The sequence below is a fragment of the Kroppenstedtia sanguinis genome (assembly GCF_050433445.1).
Taxonomy (GTDB): Bacteria; Bacillota; Bacilli; order Thermoactinomycetales; family DSM-45169; genus Kroppenstedtia; species Kroppenstedtia sanguinis.
This window is the reverse complement of record NZ_JBNPXF010000007.1, coordinates 40150-56947: the sequence shown is the minus strand read 5'-3', so window position 1 is coordinate 56947 and position 16798 is coordinate 40150. Positions and strand designations below refer to the sequence as shown.

14 protein-coding genes are annotated in these 16798 nt (G+C 52.5%); 13 read left to right on the top strand and 1 reads right to left on the bottom strand.

The features are described 5' to 3' along the window. Positions 1-146: 146 nt before the first annotated feature. Positions 147-374, top strand: coding sequence for a hypothetical protein (locus tag JOD24_RS06055; protein ID WP_380165151.1), 228 nt, complete (start codon positions 147-149; stop codon positions 372-374). Positions 375-621: 247 nt separating this feature from the next. On the opposite strand, the gene JOD24_RS06050 is transcribed toward JOD24_RS06055, so the two are convergent. Beyond that, positions 622-1578 (bottom strand): LCP family glycopolymer transferase, encoded by a 957-nt coding sequence (locus JOD24_RS06050; RefSeq protein WP_380165153.1) that lies wholly within the window; start codon positions 1576-1578, stop codon positions 622-624. Positions 1579-1694: 116 nt separating this feature from the next. On the opposite strand from JOD24_RS06050, the gene JOD24_RS06045 reads away from it, so the two are divergent. The 12 genes from JOD24_RS06045 (at position 1695) to secA (ending at position 16743) form a co-directional block, all read left to right on the top strand. Continuing rightward, the gene (locus JOD24_RS06045) at positions 1695-4013 is read left to right on the top strand and encodes a S8 family peptidase (RefSeq protein WP_429246526.1); all 2319 of its coding nucleotides are present in this window, start codon (positions 1695-1697) and stop codon (positions 4011-4013) included. Positions 4014-4776: 763 nt separating this feature from the next. Continuing rightward, entirely contained in the window at positions 4777-6000 is a 1224-nt protein-coding gene (gene metK / locus JOD24_RS06040) for a methionine adenosyltransferase (protein ID WP_380165157.1), read from the top strand. A 693-nt stretch (positions 6001-6693) separates the two neighbouring features. After that, complete coding sequence (locus JOD24_RS06035; RefSeq protein WP_380165159.1) at positions 6694-7086, top strand: hypothetical protein; 393 nt, start codon at positions 6694-6696, stop codon at positions 7084-7086. Positions 7087-7159: 73 nt separating this feature from the next. Then, complete coding sequence (locus tag JOD24_RS06030; protein ID WP_380165161.1) at positions 7160-8794, top strand: DEAD/DEAH box helicase; 1635 nt, start codon at positions 7160-7162, stop codon at positions 8792-8794. Then, complete coding sequence (locus JOD24_RS06025) at positions 8791-9498, top strand: ComF family protein (RefSeq protein ID WP_380165163.1); 708 nt, start codon at positions 8791-8793, stop codon at positions 9496-9498. Before JOD24_RS06030 ends, JOD24_RS06025 begins: the two co-directional genes overlap by 4 nt. Positions 9499-9681: 183 nt before the next feature. After that, complete coding sequence (locus JOD24_RS06020; RefSeq protein ID WP_380165165.1) at positions 9682-9954, top strand: HU family DNA-binding protein; 273 nt, start codon at positions 9682-9684, stop codon at positions 9952-9954. 174 nt (positions 9955-10128) lie between these two features. Further along, on the top strand, positions 10129-10899 hold the full coding sequence (locus JOD24_RS06015; protein ID WP_429246525.1) for a basic amino acid ABC transporter substrate-binding protein: 771 nt from the start codon (positions 10129-10131) through the stop codon (positions 10897-10899). Between the two features lie 646 nt (positions 10900-11545). After that, complete coding sequence (locus JOD24_RS06010; protein ID WP_380165169.1) at positions 11546-12226, top strand: amino acid ABC transporter permease; 681 nt, start codon at positions 11546-11548, stop codon at positions 12224-12226. 8 nt (positions 12227-12234) lie between these two features. Then, positions 12235-12957, top strand: coding sequence for an amino acid ABC transporter ATP-binding protein (locus tag JOD24_RS06005; protein WP_380165251.1), 723 nt, complete (start codon positions 12235-12237; stop codon positions 12955-12957). 123 nt (positions 12958-13080) lie between these two features. Next, the gene (locus JOD24_RS06000; protein WP_380165171.1) at positions 13081-13278 is read left to right on the top strand and encodes a cold shock domain-containing protein; all 198 of its coding nucleotides are present in this window, start codon (positions 13081-13083) and stop codon (positions 13276-13278) included. A gap of 152 nt (positions 13279-13430) precedes the next feature. Further along, positions 13431-13982 (top strand): ribosome hibernation-promoting factor, HPF/YfiA family, encoded by a 552-nt coding sequence (gene hpf / locus JOD24_RS05995; protein WP_380165173.1) that lies wholly within the window; start codon positions 13431-13433, stop codon positions 13980-13982. A 214-nt stretch (positions 13983-14196) separates the two neighbouring features. After that, entirely contained in the window at positions 14197-16743 is a 2547-nt protein-coding gene (secA, locus tag JOD24_RS05990; protein WP_380165175.1) for a preprotein translocase subunit SecA, read from the top strand. Positions 16744-16798 lie beyond the last annotated feature (55 nt).

Here is a 16798-nt window from a genome sequence, read left to right as displayed (position 1 = left end):
CTTGTCGAAGTAAGGATCCCCTTCGGAGTTGGAGGGAACTGGGAAAACCTTTTGGCAACCTTTGTCGAAGGGCTGGTCAATTGGATTCTCCCTGTGTATTCTTTGAATCATTAACGGATGCTTGTCCGCTGAAAGGGTGGATTCTTTTGTATACCATCGGTATTTTGCCTGTTTATGAAGCGTGTCTGGCTCAACAGCTCCCCTGGATCTCTCCTGATGCCCGGGAGGGTGAGAGAGAGGGGCCCAGAAAGGAGCAACCTCCGCCTTTGGGAACCACAGAGACAGGGTGGCGGTGGATCTGGGATGAGCCGAAGCTGGAGCCGACCATCCGAGGAAAAGTCCTGATGCGAGATCCACCCCTAGAAGCGTTGTGATTTACTGCGCGGTCGGGATGGGATTTCACATATCGGCACCAAGGTTCTTGCGGGCCCAAGTCACTCCATGTGAAATCCCATCCTCCCTGTGAACGTTTTTTTCACAACGTTTCCAGGGGAGGGAAGGAGGGGTGAAAGGGTCAGCTGTTTGTGATTCTAGTGCCATGATCATCATACTGGAAGCCAGGTGAGAAAGTCCATCGGCCGCCAGGGGTTTCACAAGAAAATCGTAAAGAAAAACAGGCCTTTAGGGCCTGTGTGATGTGGGAGATTTCAATTCCAGATGCTCGCGCAGGACTTGACTAACCCGTTGCCGTTCCTTCTCTGGCACGATCATGTAGTAACGGGGGCTCCATTGATCTCTTCCGGACAAGTGAAGCACCTCCACGTTTTCTTCCTGGATCAGGCGCAGGGTACGGAGGAGGCGCCAGGTATCCTGCAGGCTGAGATCCGTTGTGACATGTTGTTGAAGGATATGGTAGAGATCATCCATCTTTAACAGGGTGGACCAATGTGTTCCTTTCTTCCACAAGCTTCTCATCACTTGTTGCTGTCGTTTGTGCCGATCCAAATCGTTTCCCCCTGTCCGATCCCGAACATAAGCCAGGGCTTGGGAACCGTTCAGTTTCATGGGGCCTTTTTTAAAGGTATGTCCCTTATAAGAAAAATTGCGGCTTCCTTCCACATCAACCCCGCCGAAGAGGTCGACTACCCTGCGAAAGCCGGAGAAGTTCACCTTCACATAGTGATGGATGGGTAGGGATAAAAATTGCTCTACCGTGCGGACTGTGGAGGGAATTCCGTTGCCGAGGGAATAGGCGTGGTTGATTTTATCCTCCTGGAGGCGTCCCTCCCCCAGCACAAGTCGGGTTTTACTGTCGCGTGGGATGTTGAGTACTTTTACCGTTTTTCGGGAGGGATTGAGTGTGACGATCATCAGGGCATCAGCTCTTCCCACATCCCCCTTTCGTTGATCCACTCCGATCAGCAACAGGCTGACGGGTTGACGGGTGGGAGGAGGAAGCCGCGGTTCAGAGGGGGAGGGGATCTGCTGTGTCAAGGGGGCGGGGGGGTTCTCGGGCGGTTTTTTCTCCTTGGGAAGCGACTCCAACCCGGATGGGCCGAAGCCTTGCATCCATAGAAGAGCCGAGACTCCGATGACTAGGATGAAAAGAAAAATAACCCAACCTTTGTTTTTTTTCAATGAGATCACCTCTCCCATCGCCTGATCTTGTTATTATGGTTCAGTTTCCCCATTCCCATCCGATTCATGGTAAGCTGAATTTAACAAACAGAGCCGACGGGATGGGGTTGAATGGGATGAACAGAGCAGGTTGGCTGATCGCAGTCGGATTTTTGCTCCTTCTCTTGATCACCGGTTGCACCAATACAGATGAAAAAAATGAGTCTGACTCGATGCCGGGGAAAAAAGAGTCGGGAAAAAAGACGGTGCAACAGGAGTGGGTGATCAAATGGAAGGGGAAAAAGGTGGATCCTGCTTTCCTTCGTACTGTGGACGTGCTTCATCGAAGGGAGAACGGGAGTGGGATCAACATGTTGGTCCGACTGAAAGGCGAAGTCAAGGAAGATGAGTGGTTGGATCGTTGGTCCTCCCACGTCGACGTGGAGTTTATCCATCCCAACCAGAAGTACGAAGTGGAAAAAGAGAAGCACCGAGACGAGAATGAAACAGAAGGATTGTACTATATCCAACAGATTCGGGCGGACCAGGCCTGGCGGAAGGTTTCTCTCCCCACCCAAAAAACGAAGTCAGATCCAGAGGTTACCGTGGCGGTGGTGGATACCGGAATCGATCTGGATCATCCAGATCTGGTTCCCTATCTGGTGGAGGGGGTGAATCTGAAGGACTCTTCTTTGCCCCCTGAGGATCAAATGGGTCACGGCACTCATGTGGCGGGGGTCATCGCTGAGGTGTGGAGAGGCTGGGAAGAGAAAGGGGATCGGATCGGCTTGCACCTGATGCCGGTGAAGGTGATGTCCGACGGTTCCGACGGTGATGTCTATTACACCTCCGAGGGAATCCGGGAGGCGGTTCGCAAGGGGGCTCGTGTCATTGTCCTCGCTCAGGGAAGTTGGACCTACTCAGAAGCGATGGCAGATGCAGTGGCTTACGCCGAGGAACACGGAGTGGTCTTAGTGGGGGCGGCGGGAAATGCGAGTGTCAACCGAGAGGGTGAAATCATCTACAACAGTCCTATCTATTATCCCGCTGCCTTTCCCACCGTCATCGGGGTCGGTTCCGTCGGTCCCACAGGCAAGGTGGTCCCCACTTCCAACTGGGGAACAGGGATCGATGTGGTAGCCCCAGGAGAGGGGATTCGAGCCGCTACCTTGGCGGGCCGATTTGGGAAGGATTCGGGTACCTCCTTTGCCACCCCGCAAGTGGCAGCTTTGGCGGCCCTGATTCTCCGTAAGGATCCGGAGCAAAGTCCTGCGCAAGTGCGCAATCTGATTCGCCAGACGGCCCGACCTGAAAAGGGAGTCCGTTGGAATCAACAGGGCGGCTATGGTCTGATCGATGTGTACAAGGCTTTGACTGAAAAGCCTCGCAAAGATATTTATGAGCCCAACGATCGGGAAGCGGAGGCGGCACCTTTTCCGCTGAATCAGGTGGTGGAGGGTGTACTGAAGGGGGCGCGGGATCGGGATTGTTTTGAAGTGGAAGTGAACTATGGTGGCATGCTGACTTTGACCCTCAAAGGAGTCGGCCAGAAGATTCCGGGGATCACGGCCGAAATCACGACAGCAGATCAAAAGCGTGTCCGCTACGAAGGGAAACAGGCAGAACAGATCCGGGTGACGGTACCTACCTATGGATCTGTGATTGCTTGCTATTCCACATCTAAGGATCGCTCTTGGGAGTACACCTTGGAGAATCGTTACCGCCCGCAACCGGATAAATATGAAAACAATGATCACCAATGGAATGCTTTCAATATCAAAGTGAAGCCCGGATACAGCGTGTTTAGAGCCACATTGCACAAGCGGCGGGATTACGACTGGTATCGGCTGGAGATCCCGGAAGAAGGCACCCTGAAACTTCGAGCGGAGATCTGGAGTCCGCGGGGGGACCCCGTCCTGTTTATTCAACGGGAAGGTTCCTGGAAAGGGAAAAAGGTGGACCAAGGGGCGGAAGGGAAAGTAGAGAAATACCAGATGAAGGTGAAGAAGGAGAGCATCTACATTCGGGTGTCGGATTACGGAACGAACCCCATCGATGACCCATACAATCTCACAGTCCAGTTTGCACCGAAAGACGGGAGTGCAAAAGAGAGCCATCGGATCCCCTCACGCGCGGCTCCCCTCCATCCCGGTACCACTGCTGGAAAGATCGAAGGGGAGATGGATCCAGATTGGTATGTCCTCGTCCTCCCCCAAACAGAGAAGACCACCCTTCGGCTCCAACTCCCTCGAGGAGCTAAGGATACCACTTGGTGGCTCTATGACGAAAACCTACGGGTCTTGGAAGAAAAGCACCTGTCAAAGGGGAAGAAACAGAGCGATCTGAATTCCAAACTACCTCCCGGTACTTACTATCTCCGGGTCCGGGGAGGAGATGTGGATCTCGGCAAAGCATATCGGCTGAAAGTGACTCCAAAAACCACTGGAAGGGGATAGGGTGAAAAAGATCCTAGACTACCTCCCTCCAAAGAAAGGAGAGGATGATGACGAACTCTGTACATATGAATGGAGGCAGGCGTGTTGATTAGACCTATTTTAGGCAGGAACTAAGGTCGGGATGGTGGGACGGTGAGAGCCTTTACACTCTTTGTAAGAGATCGTAGCCGTCCCACCATCCCCGTCCTCTCGAATGATATTTCGAGAGAGGGCAATGGGAAGAGCGAAAGGGTGGTTTTGTTCCTATCATCTTTTTTATGGTTAATCAACAGCCCTGGAATGGAGGGAATAAATAGAACCACCGGGGAGCCCCCAGTGGTTCTATTTTTATCGGTAACCTGGTTTGTATAATCATATCCAGCGTATCCTTAGATTTCGATCTCCTGGGACACTGTTCCATCTGCCATCCATTGATCCAAAGCTTTCTGTAGCCCCCCATTCAATCACCATCAGTTTTTTACTTCAAATCCTTCCATTATTTCTGAATAGCCTTCTCTGTCCATTAAAATCGATTGGAATTGATCCGCATCGTATTTTAGCATCGGGGTTGATCCCACTCTTCCAATGATTTGGCCTACCTAATCGAAAACGGCCCATTTAGGGTGTGTCGGGGGTAAGGGAGGGCTTGGGGGTTCATTGCCCATCGCTTGTCATTGGGCCCCTTTTCATGTATTCTTGATATGAAATTTTCCAGTGTAATCAACGTGAAAGAACAGCCGGATGTGGGAGAGTCTGCGGGGGCGCCTACTCCGGGCTTTTTCCTATGGATGAAGTATTTGGCTGTGAAGGGGGAATCACCTTGCGAAGTCTGTTCACATCGGAGTCGGTTACGGGGGGACACCCAGATAAGATTTGTGACCAGATCTCCGATGCGGTATTGGATGAAATTCTGGCTCGGGATCCCAATGCTCGTGTGGCTTGTGAAACTGCAGTGACGACGGGACTGGTGCTGGTTTCTGGAGAGATTTCCACGACTTGTTATGTAGACATTCCCAAGATTATTCGAGATACGATCCGGGAGATTGGATACACCCGTGCGAAGTATGGATTTGATGCGGAAACCTGTGGGGTGTTGACCTCCATCGATGAGCAGTCCCCTGATATCGCCGCTGGGGTGGACGAAGCCCTGGAGAAGCGGGAAGGGCAGATGACCGAAGAGGAAATCGATGCAATCGGTGCCGGCGACCAAGGACTGATGTTTGGTTTTGCCACCAATGAGACACCGGAACTGATGCCGATGCCGATCTCCCTGGCCCACCGCTTGGCCCGTCGCCTTCATGAGGTGCGGGTGGACGGGACTTTGGATTACCTCCGTCCTGACGGGAAGACTCAGGTGACGGTAGAGTATGAGGGAGACCGTCCGGTACGGATCGATACAGTGGTCGTCTCGACCCAACACTCGGAAGAGGTTTCTCTCGATCGCATCCAGGAAGAGATTCGGGAGCATGTGATCCAGCCGGTAATTCCTGTCGAAATGCTGGACGAGCGGACTATTTTTTATATCAATCCTACGGGGCGCTTTGTCATCGGGGGTCCGATGGGGGATGCTGGGTTGACGGGGCGGAAAATCATTGTGGATACCTATGGGGGTTATGCCCGACATGGCGGAGGGGCTTTCTCCGGCAAAGACCCGACCAAGGTGGATCGTTCCGGAGCATACGCCGCCCGGTATGTGGCCAAAAATATTGTAGCTGCTGGCTTGGCGGACAAATGTGAGGTTCAGCTGGCCTATGCCATCGGTGTCGCCCGACCCGTCTCCATCCATATCGATACTTTTGGGACTGGCCGGGTAGATGAGAAAACCCTCGTCGGCCTGGTACGGAAGCATTTTGACCTCAGACCAGCGGGGATCATCCACCAATTGGATCTGCGCCGTCCGATTTACAAGCAGACGGCGGCCTATGGCCATTTCGGCCGGACAGATCTGGACCTTCCCTGGGAGAAAACCGACAAGGCGGATGTACTCCGCAGGGGTGCCGGGCTGTAAGAAACATACGGAACGAGGGCGAAACGGTGATAAGTGTCAGGGCTGTTGATGAACCCTAAAGAGGATGTTGGGAACAAAACGACCTTTTTCCTCTTCCCCTTGCCCCCATCGTAAAATATGGCTTGAGGGGAGAGGGATGGTGGGAGGGCTACGATCTCTTGCAAAGTGCGCAAAGGCCCACCATCCCGACCTTAGTTCCTACCTAAAATAGGGCGAATCAAGACGCCAGGATAAGTGTGATTCAGGACCGCTGTCGGGGCGGTTCTTTTATTTTTATCGGTTCACAAAAATAGGAAAATGAGATAAAATGAAGGAGGTTCTCCTGCCGAGGTCTGTCGATAGAAGGTTGTGGATAAACCAGAAAATCGGCGGGGGTAGGGAGTCCTGTGCTGCCCAAGTCACTGGATCACGACTTCCATTCCCCTCTTGATGGGCTGAAGCTCCGGAATGAAAGCCGATTGTGAAACTCCATTCCGACCCTCTTCAAAAGCGGTAAATCCCAACGCTTCTAGGGCCTACTTCCTTTTGATCCTTCCGACTGCCTCAACAGTTAGATTCCGAGGGGACTGTCTTTACTTTCCTTGCAGGATGACATGGTCCCGTGGGTGAACAGGATCTCCTGGCCCCATCCATTCCGCAGAACCCCTTGGCTCTCTTGTGCATATATTGGGGGCAAAGGGGGAGAAAAGAACCATGGAACAGTGGCTTTTCTTTGGAATTGCGCTGTTCGCGGTCATCCGGATCACGGCGGACCAATTTTCAAGAATATTCAGCTTCCCCGGCCTTTACAGCCATTCCCCCCGACTGGTCCTGTTGACCCGTAACAGCCAGCAAAATGTGGAGTGGGTCATCCGTTCTTATTGTCAGCGTAGAAGATTGGCGGGAAAGCCATCCGAGATCTTGTGTCTGGATACAGGTTCCACTGACGATACCCCTTTGATTCTGCAACGGTTGCAAAGACGATACCCTACTTTGGAAGTGTTGCCGTACACTGCAACCTCCGCCAGATGGGACCGGGAACCGGAATCCAGCGGAGGGAGAACCACTTGGGTGCTCGATCTTCGCAATGATTCCGGAAATAAATAGTCAGCAGTACCAACCGAGCCGGACTGCCCCTCCCCTCCGGAGGGGATTTTGCATGGGAAAGTGGGGGAGAACTATGGACTTTACTATCTATCAGGTTCAAGGGGACACTTGGATCACCCTCGCTCCCGAGGTGGATCACTGTTTTTGGAGGAGATATGGCGTAGAGATCCACCCTGTCCAAACCCTTTCCTCATTTGGACAAGCCTTCCGTCAGGTGACCGGAGGAGTCCCCCCTCTTTGGACTGGAGAAGGGGGAGAGGATGTACAGCGGTGGGAAAGGATGGCCCATACTCTGCATCGACGGTTAGAGGGAAGAGCCCTCATCTGGGACGAGTTGAGAGTGGAGGAGTCAGAGGTGGAGCTACGCCAGGGGCTGCAATGGTTGGCTTTGACGAAGCGGGGGATCTTCCTTCCTGGAGTCGAGGCCACGGGTGCCGCTCTGCGCCGTAGGTGCAATCGTTGTGGAGCGGATGCCAGCCGGATCCGTACCGGTCCCTGTGCCCGCTGCGGGGGAGTCTGCGCCTGGTGTGACCGCTGTGTGATTCTGGGAAGGAATCGGGCTTGCATGCCCCTGGTTCTGGTGGAACCCCTGGGAAATCATTCAGCAGAGAAGGAGGTGGAACTGAGGTTGCCCGCTTTGTCTATGGCTCAACAGGATGCCGCGACCCAGTGTCTCCAGTGGTTGGAAAGGGAAGAGGCGGAGCTGTTGGTGTGGGCTGTCACCGGTTCCGGCAAGACGGAGATGCTATTTCCGGCAGTTCGGCAGATTCTGGAGCAAGGCGAGGGGGTATTGTGGGTCTCTCCCCGTCGGGAGGTGGTTACTGGGGTGGCGCAACGGATGCGACGGGCTTTTCCCGGAACGGAAGTGGCAGAAGTCCACGGGGAGACGGGAGAGATCTGGGAGAATCGGCCGCTGACCGTGGCGACGGTACAGCAGACCCTTCGCTATTACCGCCGATTCAGACTGGCGGTAGTAGATGAAGCGGATGCTTTTCCTTTGCAGGAAGATCCCCGCTGGCTCCAGGGAGTCCGTCGGAGCTTGATCGACGGGGGTCAACAAGTCTATCTGACAGCTACACCGCCCTCTAGCTGGAAACGACGGGTTCAACGAGGGAAAATGGCTTCTGTGACGGTTCCGGCCCGCTTTCACGGCTCCCCGCTGCCTGTTCCCAAAGTTTACCGGCTTGGGGGCTTACAGCGGAGATTGGAGCGAGGGGCTTCCATACCGCAGTTGGAGTTCTTTCTGAAGGAGGTATCGGCGGAGAAGGGACAGGCTTTTCTGTTTGTTCCGCGGATCTCCGATGCCAATCTGGTGATGGACTGGATCGAGCAGCGCATGCCCGGGCTGAAAAAAGCCACCGGGTTGGCCACGGGCAGAAATGAGAAAAGACGAGAAACGATCCAATCTTTCATGGAGGGAGAGCTTCAAATTCTGGTGACCACTACCGTGATGGAACGGGGCGTGACCGTACCTCATTGTCATGTGTTGGTGGTGGGGGCGGATCATCCGGTATTTGATCGTGCCACTTTGATCCAGGTGGCGGGGCGTGTGGGCAGGGATCCCGCCTGGCCGCAAGGGGAGGTGTGGTTTCTATCCACGGTATGGACAGAGGCCCAAAGAAGTGCGATCCGGGAGATCCGGAGTCTGAACCGATATGCAGAGGAGAAGGGGTACCTGTCAGTGGAAAGGGAAGCACCTGGGTTATGAGTCGATGGTGGGAAAAGTGGTTTGCCGCACCTGGACTTTGCCCCCTGTGTGGGTCTGTTCACTCCGCTTCCGTCTGGGCTGGAGTCTGGGACCGTCTCTGCTCCTCCTGTCAAGCCGGACTTCATCTGATCCAGCCGCCTTGCTGTCCCCTGTGTGGACGAAGCTGGCCGGTTGCTTCCCTCTGCGGGGATTGTCTCCGCCATCGGTCTCGGGATTTGGAACGAAATGTAGGTGTGATTCGCTATACTTCATTTGCAAAAGAATGGATACGTCTGTTCAAGTATCGGGGACAGGAGGGGTTGGCAGAACCCTTGGGGGAGATGATGGCGGAAGCCCTCTTCGCATCTGGGATGCGACCGGAGGCGGTCACCTATGTCCCTCTCCATCCAGACCGGATGCGCCAACGGGGGTTTAACCAGTCGGAACTTTTAGCTCGGGAAGTGGCCCATCGTCTCCATCTTCCGCTGAGGTCTGTTTTGGAGAGGACCCGGCCCACTCCGCCCCAGAGCCGCCGCAATCGCTGGGAGAGGATGAACGCCCTCGTCGGCGCCTTCCGATTGCAACCTTTTTGCGCTGAAACTATGGACAAAAAGTGGCTGATAGTGGATGATGTCTATACCACCGGATCCACATTGACAGAGTGCGCCAAAACCTTGAAGACAGCAGGCGCAAAGCAGGTTTGTTCCCTGACCTGGGCTCGTTGAACCGGAGGGGTGTATATGAGATTCATATGGGGAAAGGTATAGAACGGGGAAAGTTGGGTAACAAAGGGGAATAGAGCTCTATTGACCTTTCTGACAGATGGGGAAGAGAGCGTTTACCCCTGCAAATGATCCGCCTCCATAGAGAAAGGTTTAAGAGGTTTCAACTGATAAGGAGTGTGACCTATGAACAAAACGGAATTGATTGAGCAGGTGGCCGAATCTACTGGAAAGACCAAAAAAGAGTCCGCAAACTTGGTAGATGCGGTTCTCGATTCTATTGCCGAAGCATTGCAAAAAGGGGAGAAGGTTTCCCTAATCGGATTCGGAAATTTTGAAGTACGGGAGCGGGCGGCTCGGACCGGACGCAATCCCCAAACCGGGGAGCCCATCGAAATCGGTGCGAGCAAAATCCCTGCTTTCAAACCTGGAAAACAGCTGAAGGAAGCTGTCAACTGAAGAATGGTTCTTCCCTCCGGAAAAAAACCGGAGGTTTTTTTATGGGACAAAGGCAGGAAAATCTTCGTTACAGGACGAATAGTAGATTTTATTTACGGCTGATTTGGAAAAACGGAGGTAAGGAATAGTCTTAATAATAGCAAATTAATAGTGTAAACAGCGGAAGGGAGCAGAATGATGAAAGGAAAAAAAGGGTTTCTCCTGGCTATGATGCTGGTATTAGCTGCATGGATGACAGCGTGCAGTGGAGGTAAATCGGCGGATCACGCCACGGAGTTCAAAGTGGGAACGGATGCTCAGTATCCTCCCTTTGAGAAGCAGGAGGGAGATGGTGAACTGACCGGCTTCGATATGGAGATCATCAAAGCGATTGCCAAGGCGGAAGGAATGAAAGTCTCCGTCAAACATACGGGTTGGGATCCACTCTTTGAGGCGGTTAAACGAGGGAAATTAGATGCGGGAATTTCCGCTATGACGATTACAGAAGATCGTCTGAAGAATTATGATTTTTCCGATCCCTACTTTGAGGCTAAACAACTTCTCCTGGTTCCAGCCCAGTCGAAAGTGAAAACCCTGAAGGATTTGAAAGGCAAGCAGATTGGCGTCCAATCAGGGACCACGGGGGAGGAGGTAACCAAGAAAACTTTTGGAAAGACATACAGCGGGATTCGCGGATACGATGACACCCCGGCGGCGATCGAAGACTTAGTCAACGGACGGGTAGATGGTGTGGTTGCCGACAATGGAGTGGTTAAATATTTTATGAAGCAACTGGATGACCAAAAGTTCAAACTGATTGAGGACCCTTCCTTTGAGGCCGAAAATTATGGAATCGTGGTGAAAAAGGGGAACACCGAACTGCTCAAAAAGATCAATTCTGGTTTGAAAAAAATCCAGGAAAACGGCACCTATGATCAAATCCACAGCAAATATTTCGGGGAATGAGGTCGGTTTGGAGGGTGAGGGACACCCTCTTTTTTTTAAAATGTGCCTGGTAAATCTATCAGGGCTGTTGATTAACCAGAAAATGGGCGGTGGAAGGGAGTCGTGTGCTGCCATAGCGAGACCTGGGAGCGGAAGCGACCCTGGCGAGACTTGTGCCCTGTGGGTGCGAAGCGACTTTTGCGCCATGGGCACTACAATCCAAGGGAGCTGAAGCCCTGGAATAAAGGTAGCCATCCTGCCCAGCGGAGAAGTCTTACGAGAGGGCGTTTAGGGGCAACCTCTTCCCTGTGTTGCTTCCGTAAGGCTTTGCCCCTGCCCGATGGTCAGATTTGGAGCGGCCAGTTTTCACTTCCTTGCCGGATGGCAACGGTCGCGTGGGTGAACACGATCTCCCCACCCAAAATAGGGCTAATCAACACGCCTGTAAATCTATATATATTTGGGACTCAGCCAGTCGGGACGGGGCTTTACATGTCGTTTTCGTTGTTCTTCTGAGCCCAGATCACTCCAAATGAATCCCTACCTTCCCTCCGATGTTTTCATTCCACTGTCGGAACAGATCTGACCTATCCAACCTGAAATACAGACACGCCTGAGCTGACGGGACACTGTACTATATGATGTGGTCTGGAAAAGGAGTGTTTCCATGGACTGGTCTGTTGTTATTGAATATAAGGACTATTTTATTGCTGGACTCTGGATTACTTTTTTATTGACCCTGATCGGGGTTTCAGTTGGGTCCGTGATTGGATTAACTTTGGGTTTGATGCGGTTGTCCGGTGTATTTTGGTTTCGAATTCCGGCCAAGGTGTATGTGGATATTTTCCGGGGAACTCCACTTCTTCTCCAAGTATTCTTCATCCACTTGGCAGTGATCCCTACGATTTGGGAGGATTTACTCGGAGCCGAGATCCCCAGTGCCATGTTTTCCGGTTTCGTCGCCCTCTCCCTCAATGCGGGGGCCTATATTGCGGAGATCTTTCGTGGCGGTATCCAATCTATCGACAAGGGCCAGATAGAAGCGGCCCGCTCTCTGGGGATGTCTCAAAGTCAAGCCATGCGTCATATTATCCTTCCCCAAGCCTTTAAACGGATGTTGCCTCCGCTGGGGAACGAGTTTATCGCCCTGTTGAAGGACTCCTCCTTGGTATCGATGATCGCGGTCCATGATCTTACTTATGCGGCCATGACCACAGCGAAGAACACTTGGGTGCGATGGACACCCTATATCACCGCAGGGGTGATGTATTTCATGCTGACTTACCTATTGTCCCGGCTGGTGTTCCGATTGGAGAGGAGATATAGCAGGGAAGGAGAGGAAAGGTGATGACCGAGATCATTCAGATCGAGGGACTGGTGAAGAACTTCGGCACGACAGAAGTGCTAAAGGGTATCCATCTCACCATTCGGGAGCAGGAGGTGGTTTGTGTCATCGGTCCTAGCGGTTCAGGGAAGAGTACACTCCTTAGGTGCATGAATCTGCTAGAGTCGATCACCGCGGGGCAGGTGTTGGTGGACGGACATGACTTGACCGATCTGAAAATCAATATTGACAAAGTACGGACCGAGCTGGGCATGGTGTTTCAACAGTTCAATCTCTTTCCTCATAAACGGGTGATTGACAATATCAGTCTGGCGCCGATGAAAGTGCGAGGATGGAGCCGAGAGAAAGCTGAGGCAAAAGCCCAGGATCTGTTGCGAAAGGTGGGGCTGGAGGAGAAAGCCCATGTCTGGCCGGAACAGCTCTCCGGAGGTCAGATGCAGCGGGTGGCCATCGCCCGAGCCTTGGCGATGGATCCCAAAGTGATGCTGTTTGACGAGCCTACCTCAGCATTGGATCCCGAGATGATCGGCGAAGTCCTGGCAGTGATGAAGCAACTGGCCGCCGAAGGGATGACCATGGTCGTGGTGACCCACGAGATGGGATTTGCCCGTGAAGTGGGGGATCGGGTTTTGTTTATGGATGGAGGGAAAATAGTAGAAGAGGGCCAGCCAGAGGAGTTGTTTAATCATCCAAAAGAAGTGCGGACCCAGGAGTTTTTAAGTAAGGTGTTATAACCTTTTTCTTGCTTGTATACATCTGGTTTTCCTTGACTTTGGATAAAATGAAGTGATATAGTGGTTTTGCATGGAAGATCCTTCGGTATTTCATGTGCATTAACTAATGAAGGGATTGTTAATATGCAAGGCAAAGTCAAGTGGTTCAACGCGGAAAAAGGTTATGGGTTTATCGAGCGCGAAGGTGGCGACGACGTTTTCGTCCACTATTCCGCAATTCAGGAAGAAGGATTTAAAACCTTGGACGAAGGTCAAACTGTTGAGTTTGAAATTGTAGAAGGGCCGCGTGGACCGCAGGCTGCTAATGTAGTCAAGGCTTGACCCAACTATTGGATTCGACCCCTCCCGGACGCAAGTGCGGGAGGGTTTTTACATAAAGGGAGTTCTTTCGACAAAAAATCGTCATTAATCAGGAGGAATTCAAGTCTTAAACGGGAATAAATACAGTAGAAAGCGAAAGGGGGATTCGCTTGATGAAGTACAACATCCGTGGGAACAACATTGAAGTGACTGCAGCACTCAGGGATTACGTGGTGAAGAAGCTGGGACGATTGGAAAAGTACTTTGACTCCGCAGCGACAGAGGCCAACGTATCCCTAGGGGTTTTCCGCGACGACCACAAGGTGGAGGTGACGGTTCCCTTCCCAGGTCTGCTGGTACGTGCCGAAGAGGCGTCAAAGAATATGTACGCCTCCATCGACAAGGTCGTGGAAAAGTTAGAGCGACAGATTCGAAAATATAAGACGAAGGTGAATCGCAAGTTCCGCCAGGATGGAACGATCCGTGCCCTGGATAACGGAATGACCCCCGAGCTAGAAACGGATCTGGCTGAGGATCGTGACGACGAATTTGAGGTCGTTCGCACCAAACGGTTCAATCTGAAACCGATGGATACGGAGGAGGCAATTCTGCAGATGGATCTGCTGGGACACAGTTTCTATGTCTTCTCCAATGCTGTCACCGATCAGGTGAATGTGGTTTATAAGCGAAAAGATGGGCGTTATGGGTTGATCGAACCTGAATAAAGTAAAAATGGATCCCCGTCGGGGGCAGCCCTCTGTGCTGCCCTCTTTTTTGGATGAGGGAAAAATCTTTTGCGAAACAGTGAAAAGATGAACCGATTTTTGTTAAAATAATAGAGAATACCTTTTCATGGAACCCACAGACCATGTTCGTCTGTTCATAATAGTTTAGTTGTATGCAGGAGTGCCAAGCAGTCTCACGAAAGGAATGAAAGTTATGCTCAATCTTTTGAAAAAGGTGCTGCCTGATTCCAATGAACGGGAACTGAAGAAGTATTACAAAATAGCGGATCGGATCGAGGCTTTGGAACCGGAAGTCTCGGCTCTCTCTGATAAGGACCTCACCGGGAAGACAGAAGAATTCCGCAAGCGGCTCTCCGCAGGGGAGACACTGGATGATCTGTTGCCCGAGGCTTACGCCGTGGTTCGGGAAGCTGCTCGACGAGTCCTCGGCATGCGCCACTTCTATGTTCAATTAGTAGGTGGGATCGCCCTCCATCAGGGCAATATCGCTGAAATGAAAACCGGGGAAGGGAAGACGTTGGTTGCTACTCTGCCCACCTATCTGAACGCCTTGCCCGGTGAAGGGGCCCATGTGGTTACCGTCAACGACTACTTGGCCCGTCGGGATAGGGAATGGATGGGGCAGGTGTTTGAATTTCTAGGTCTCAAGGTGGGACTCAACCTGGCGGACATGGGACCTGATGAAAAAAAGGAAGCCTACCAGGCGGATATCACCTTTGGGACCAACAATGAGTTCGGATTTGATTACCTGCGGGATAACATGGTTTTGTATCCGGAGCAGATTACACAGCGCAAACTTCACTTCGCCCTGATCGATGAAGTGGACAGCATTCTGATCGACGAGGCCCGAACCCCTCTGATCATCAGTGGTCAAGCCAATAAAGCCACCGACCTCTACTACACGGCGGATAAGTTGGTACGCCGGTTAAAGCCGGAAGAGGATTACACCGTGGATATCAAGACCAAAAGCGTCTCTCTGACAGAGAAAGGTGTGGACAAGGCCGAGGTTTTCACCGGAGTGGAAAACCTTTTTGATGCCAAGAATATCAGCATCAACCACCACATCCAACAGGCTCTCAAAGCCCATGTGATTATGCAGCGGGATCATGACTATGTGGTCAATGAGGATGGAGTGGTCATCGTCGACGACTTCACCGGTCGGCTGATGCATGGCCGTCGATACAGCGACGGATTGCATCAGGCTATCGAAGCCAAGGAAGGTCTCCAGGTACAGCGGGAGAGTATGACCCTGGCCACGATCACCCTGCAAAACTATTTCCGTATGTATGAAAAGCGGGCAGGGATGACGGGAACGGCCAAGACCGAGGAAGAAGAATTCCGCAAAATTTACGGTATGAATGTGATTCAGATTCCGACGCATCGGCCCATGATCCGTGAGGATCACACCGACCAGTTGTACAAATCGGAAGATGGCAAATTCAAAGCTGTGGTGGAGGAGATCGCCGAACGCCATGCGACGGGCCAACCGATGCTGGTGGGGACCGTCTCTATCGAAAAATCGGAAAAGCTGTCCAAGATGCTGAAAAAGCGGGGCATTCCCCACCAGGTGCTTAACGCCAAGAACCACGCCAAGGAGGCAGAAATCATCGCCCAGGCAGGGCAACGGGGAGCGGTCACCATCGCCACCAACATGGCGGGACGGGGAACGGATATCGTCCTCGGCGAAGGGGTTTCCGAACTGGGAGGCCTACATGTGATCGGGACAGAACGCCATGAGAGTCGCCGCATCGATAACCAGCTCCGGGGCCGGTCCGGACGTCAGGGAGACCCAGGCTCTTCCCAGTTTTATCTTTCCTTTGAAGATGACCTGATGCGCCGGTTTGGCTCTGAGAAGATTCAGGGGATGATGGACAGTCTGGGGATGGATGAGGACCAACCGATCGAAGGGAAAATGTTTAGCCGGGCGGTGGCCAACTCGCAAAAACGGGTGGAAGGGAACAACTTTGATGCACGTCGCTGGGTGTTGCAGTATGACGATGTCCTGAACCAACAGCGGGATATCATCTATAAACAACGCCGAGAAGTGCTACATGGAGAGAACCTGCGAGAGGCTGTTCTCAATATGGGCAAAGAGATGATCACTCGCGTGGTGGAGGCCCATACCTCCGAGGATGAGATCCCCGAGGAGTGGGATCTGGAACCCGTGGTGGAGTTCGCCAATTCTTCCTTTCTCCAGGACGGTGAGTTGGAGGAAGAAGACCTGGATGGCATGGAGGAGCGGGAAGAGATCATCGACTTCCTCTATGACAAACTGGTCAAGCACTATGAGGAACGGAATCAGGAGATCGGAGCTGAACGGCTGGAAGAATTCATCAAAGTGGTCACTCTGCGGACCGTGGACCGGAAATGGATGGATCATATCGATGCCATGGATCAACTGCGTCAAGGGATTCATCTGCGGGCCTATGGTCAGACAGATCCCCTCCGTGAATATCAGTTTGAGGGCTTTGAGATGTTTCAACAGATGGTTGAGGAGATCCAGGAAGAACTGGTTCGCTATGTGATGAAGTCGGAGCTGGCGGAGGATGAAGAGATCGAACGGGAAGAGGTGGCCACCCATCAAACGGCTTCTTCCGGAGGTTCTCCTCATGAGGAAGGAGAGAAACCCAAGCGGCAGCCGATTCGCAATACAGACAAGGTAGGCCGAAACGACCCTTGTCCCTGTGGTAGTGGCAAGAAATACAAACAGTGCCATGGCCGGACAGCTAGCACCGGTTGATCGCCTCCGATTTGGAATCCGGTCCTTGCGACAGTGATGCAAGGACCGGTTGGTC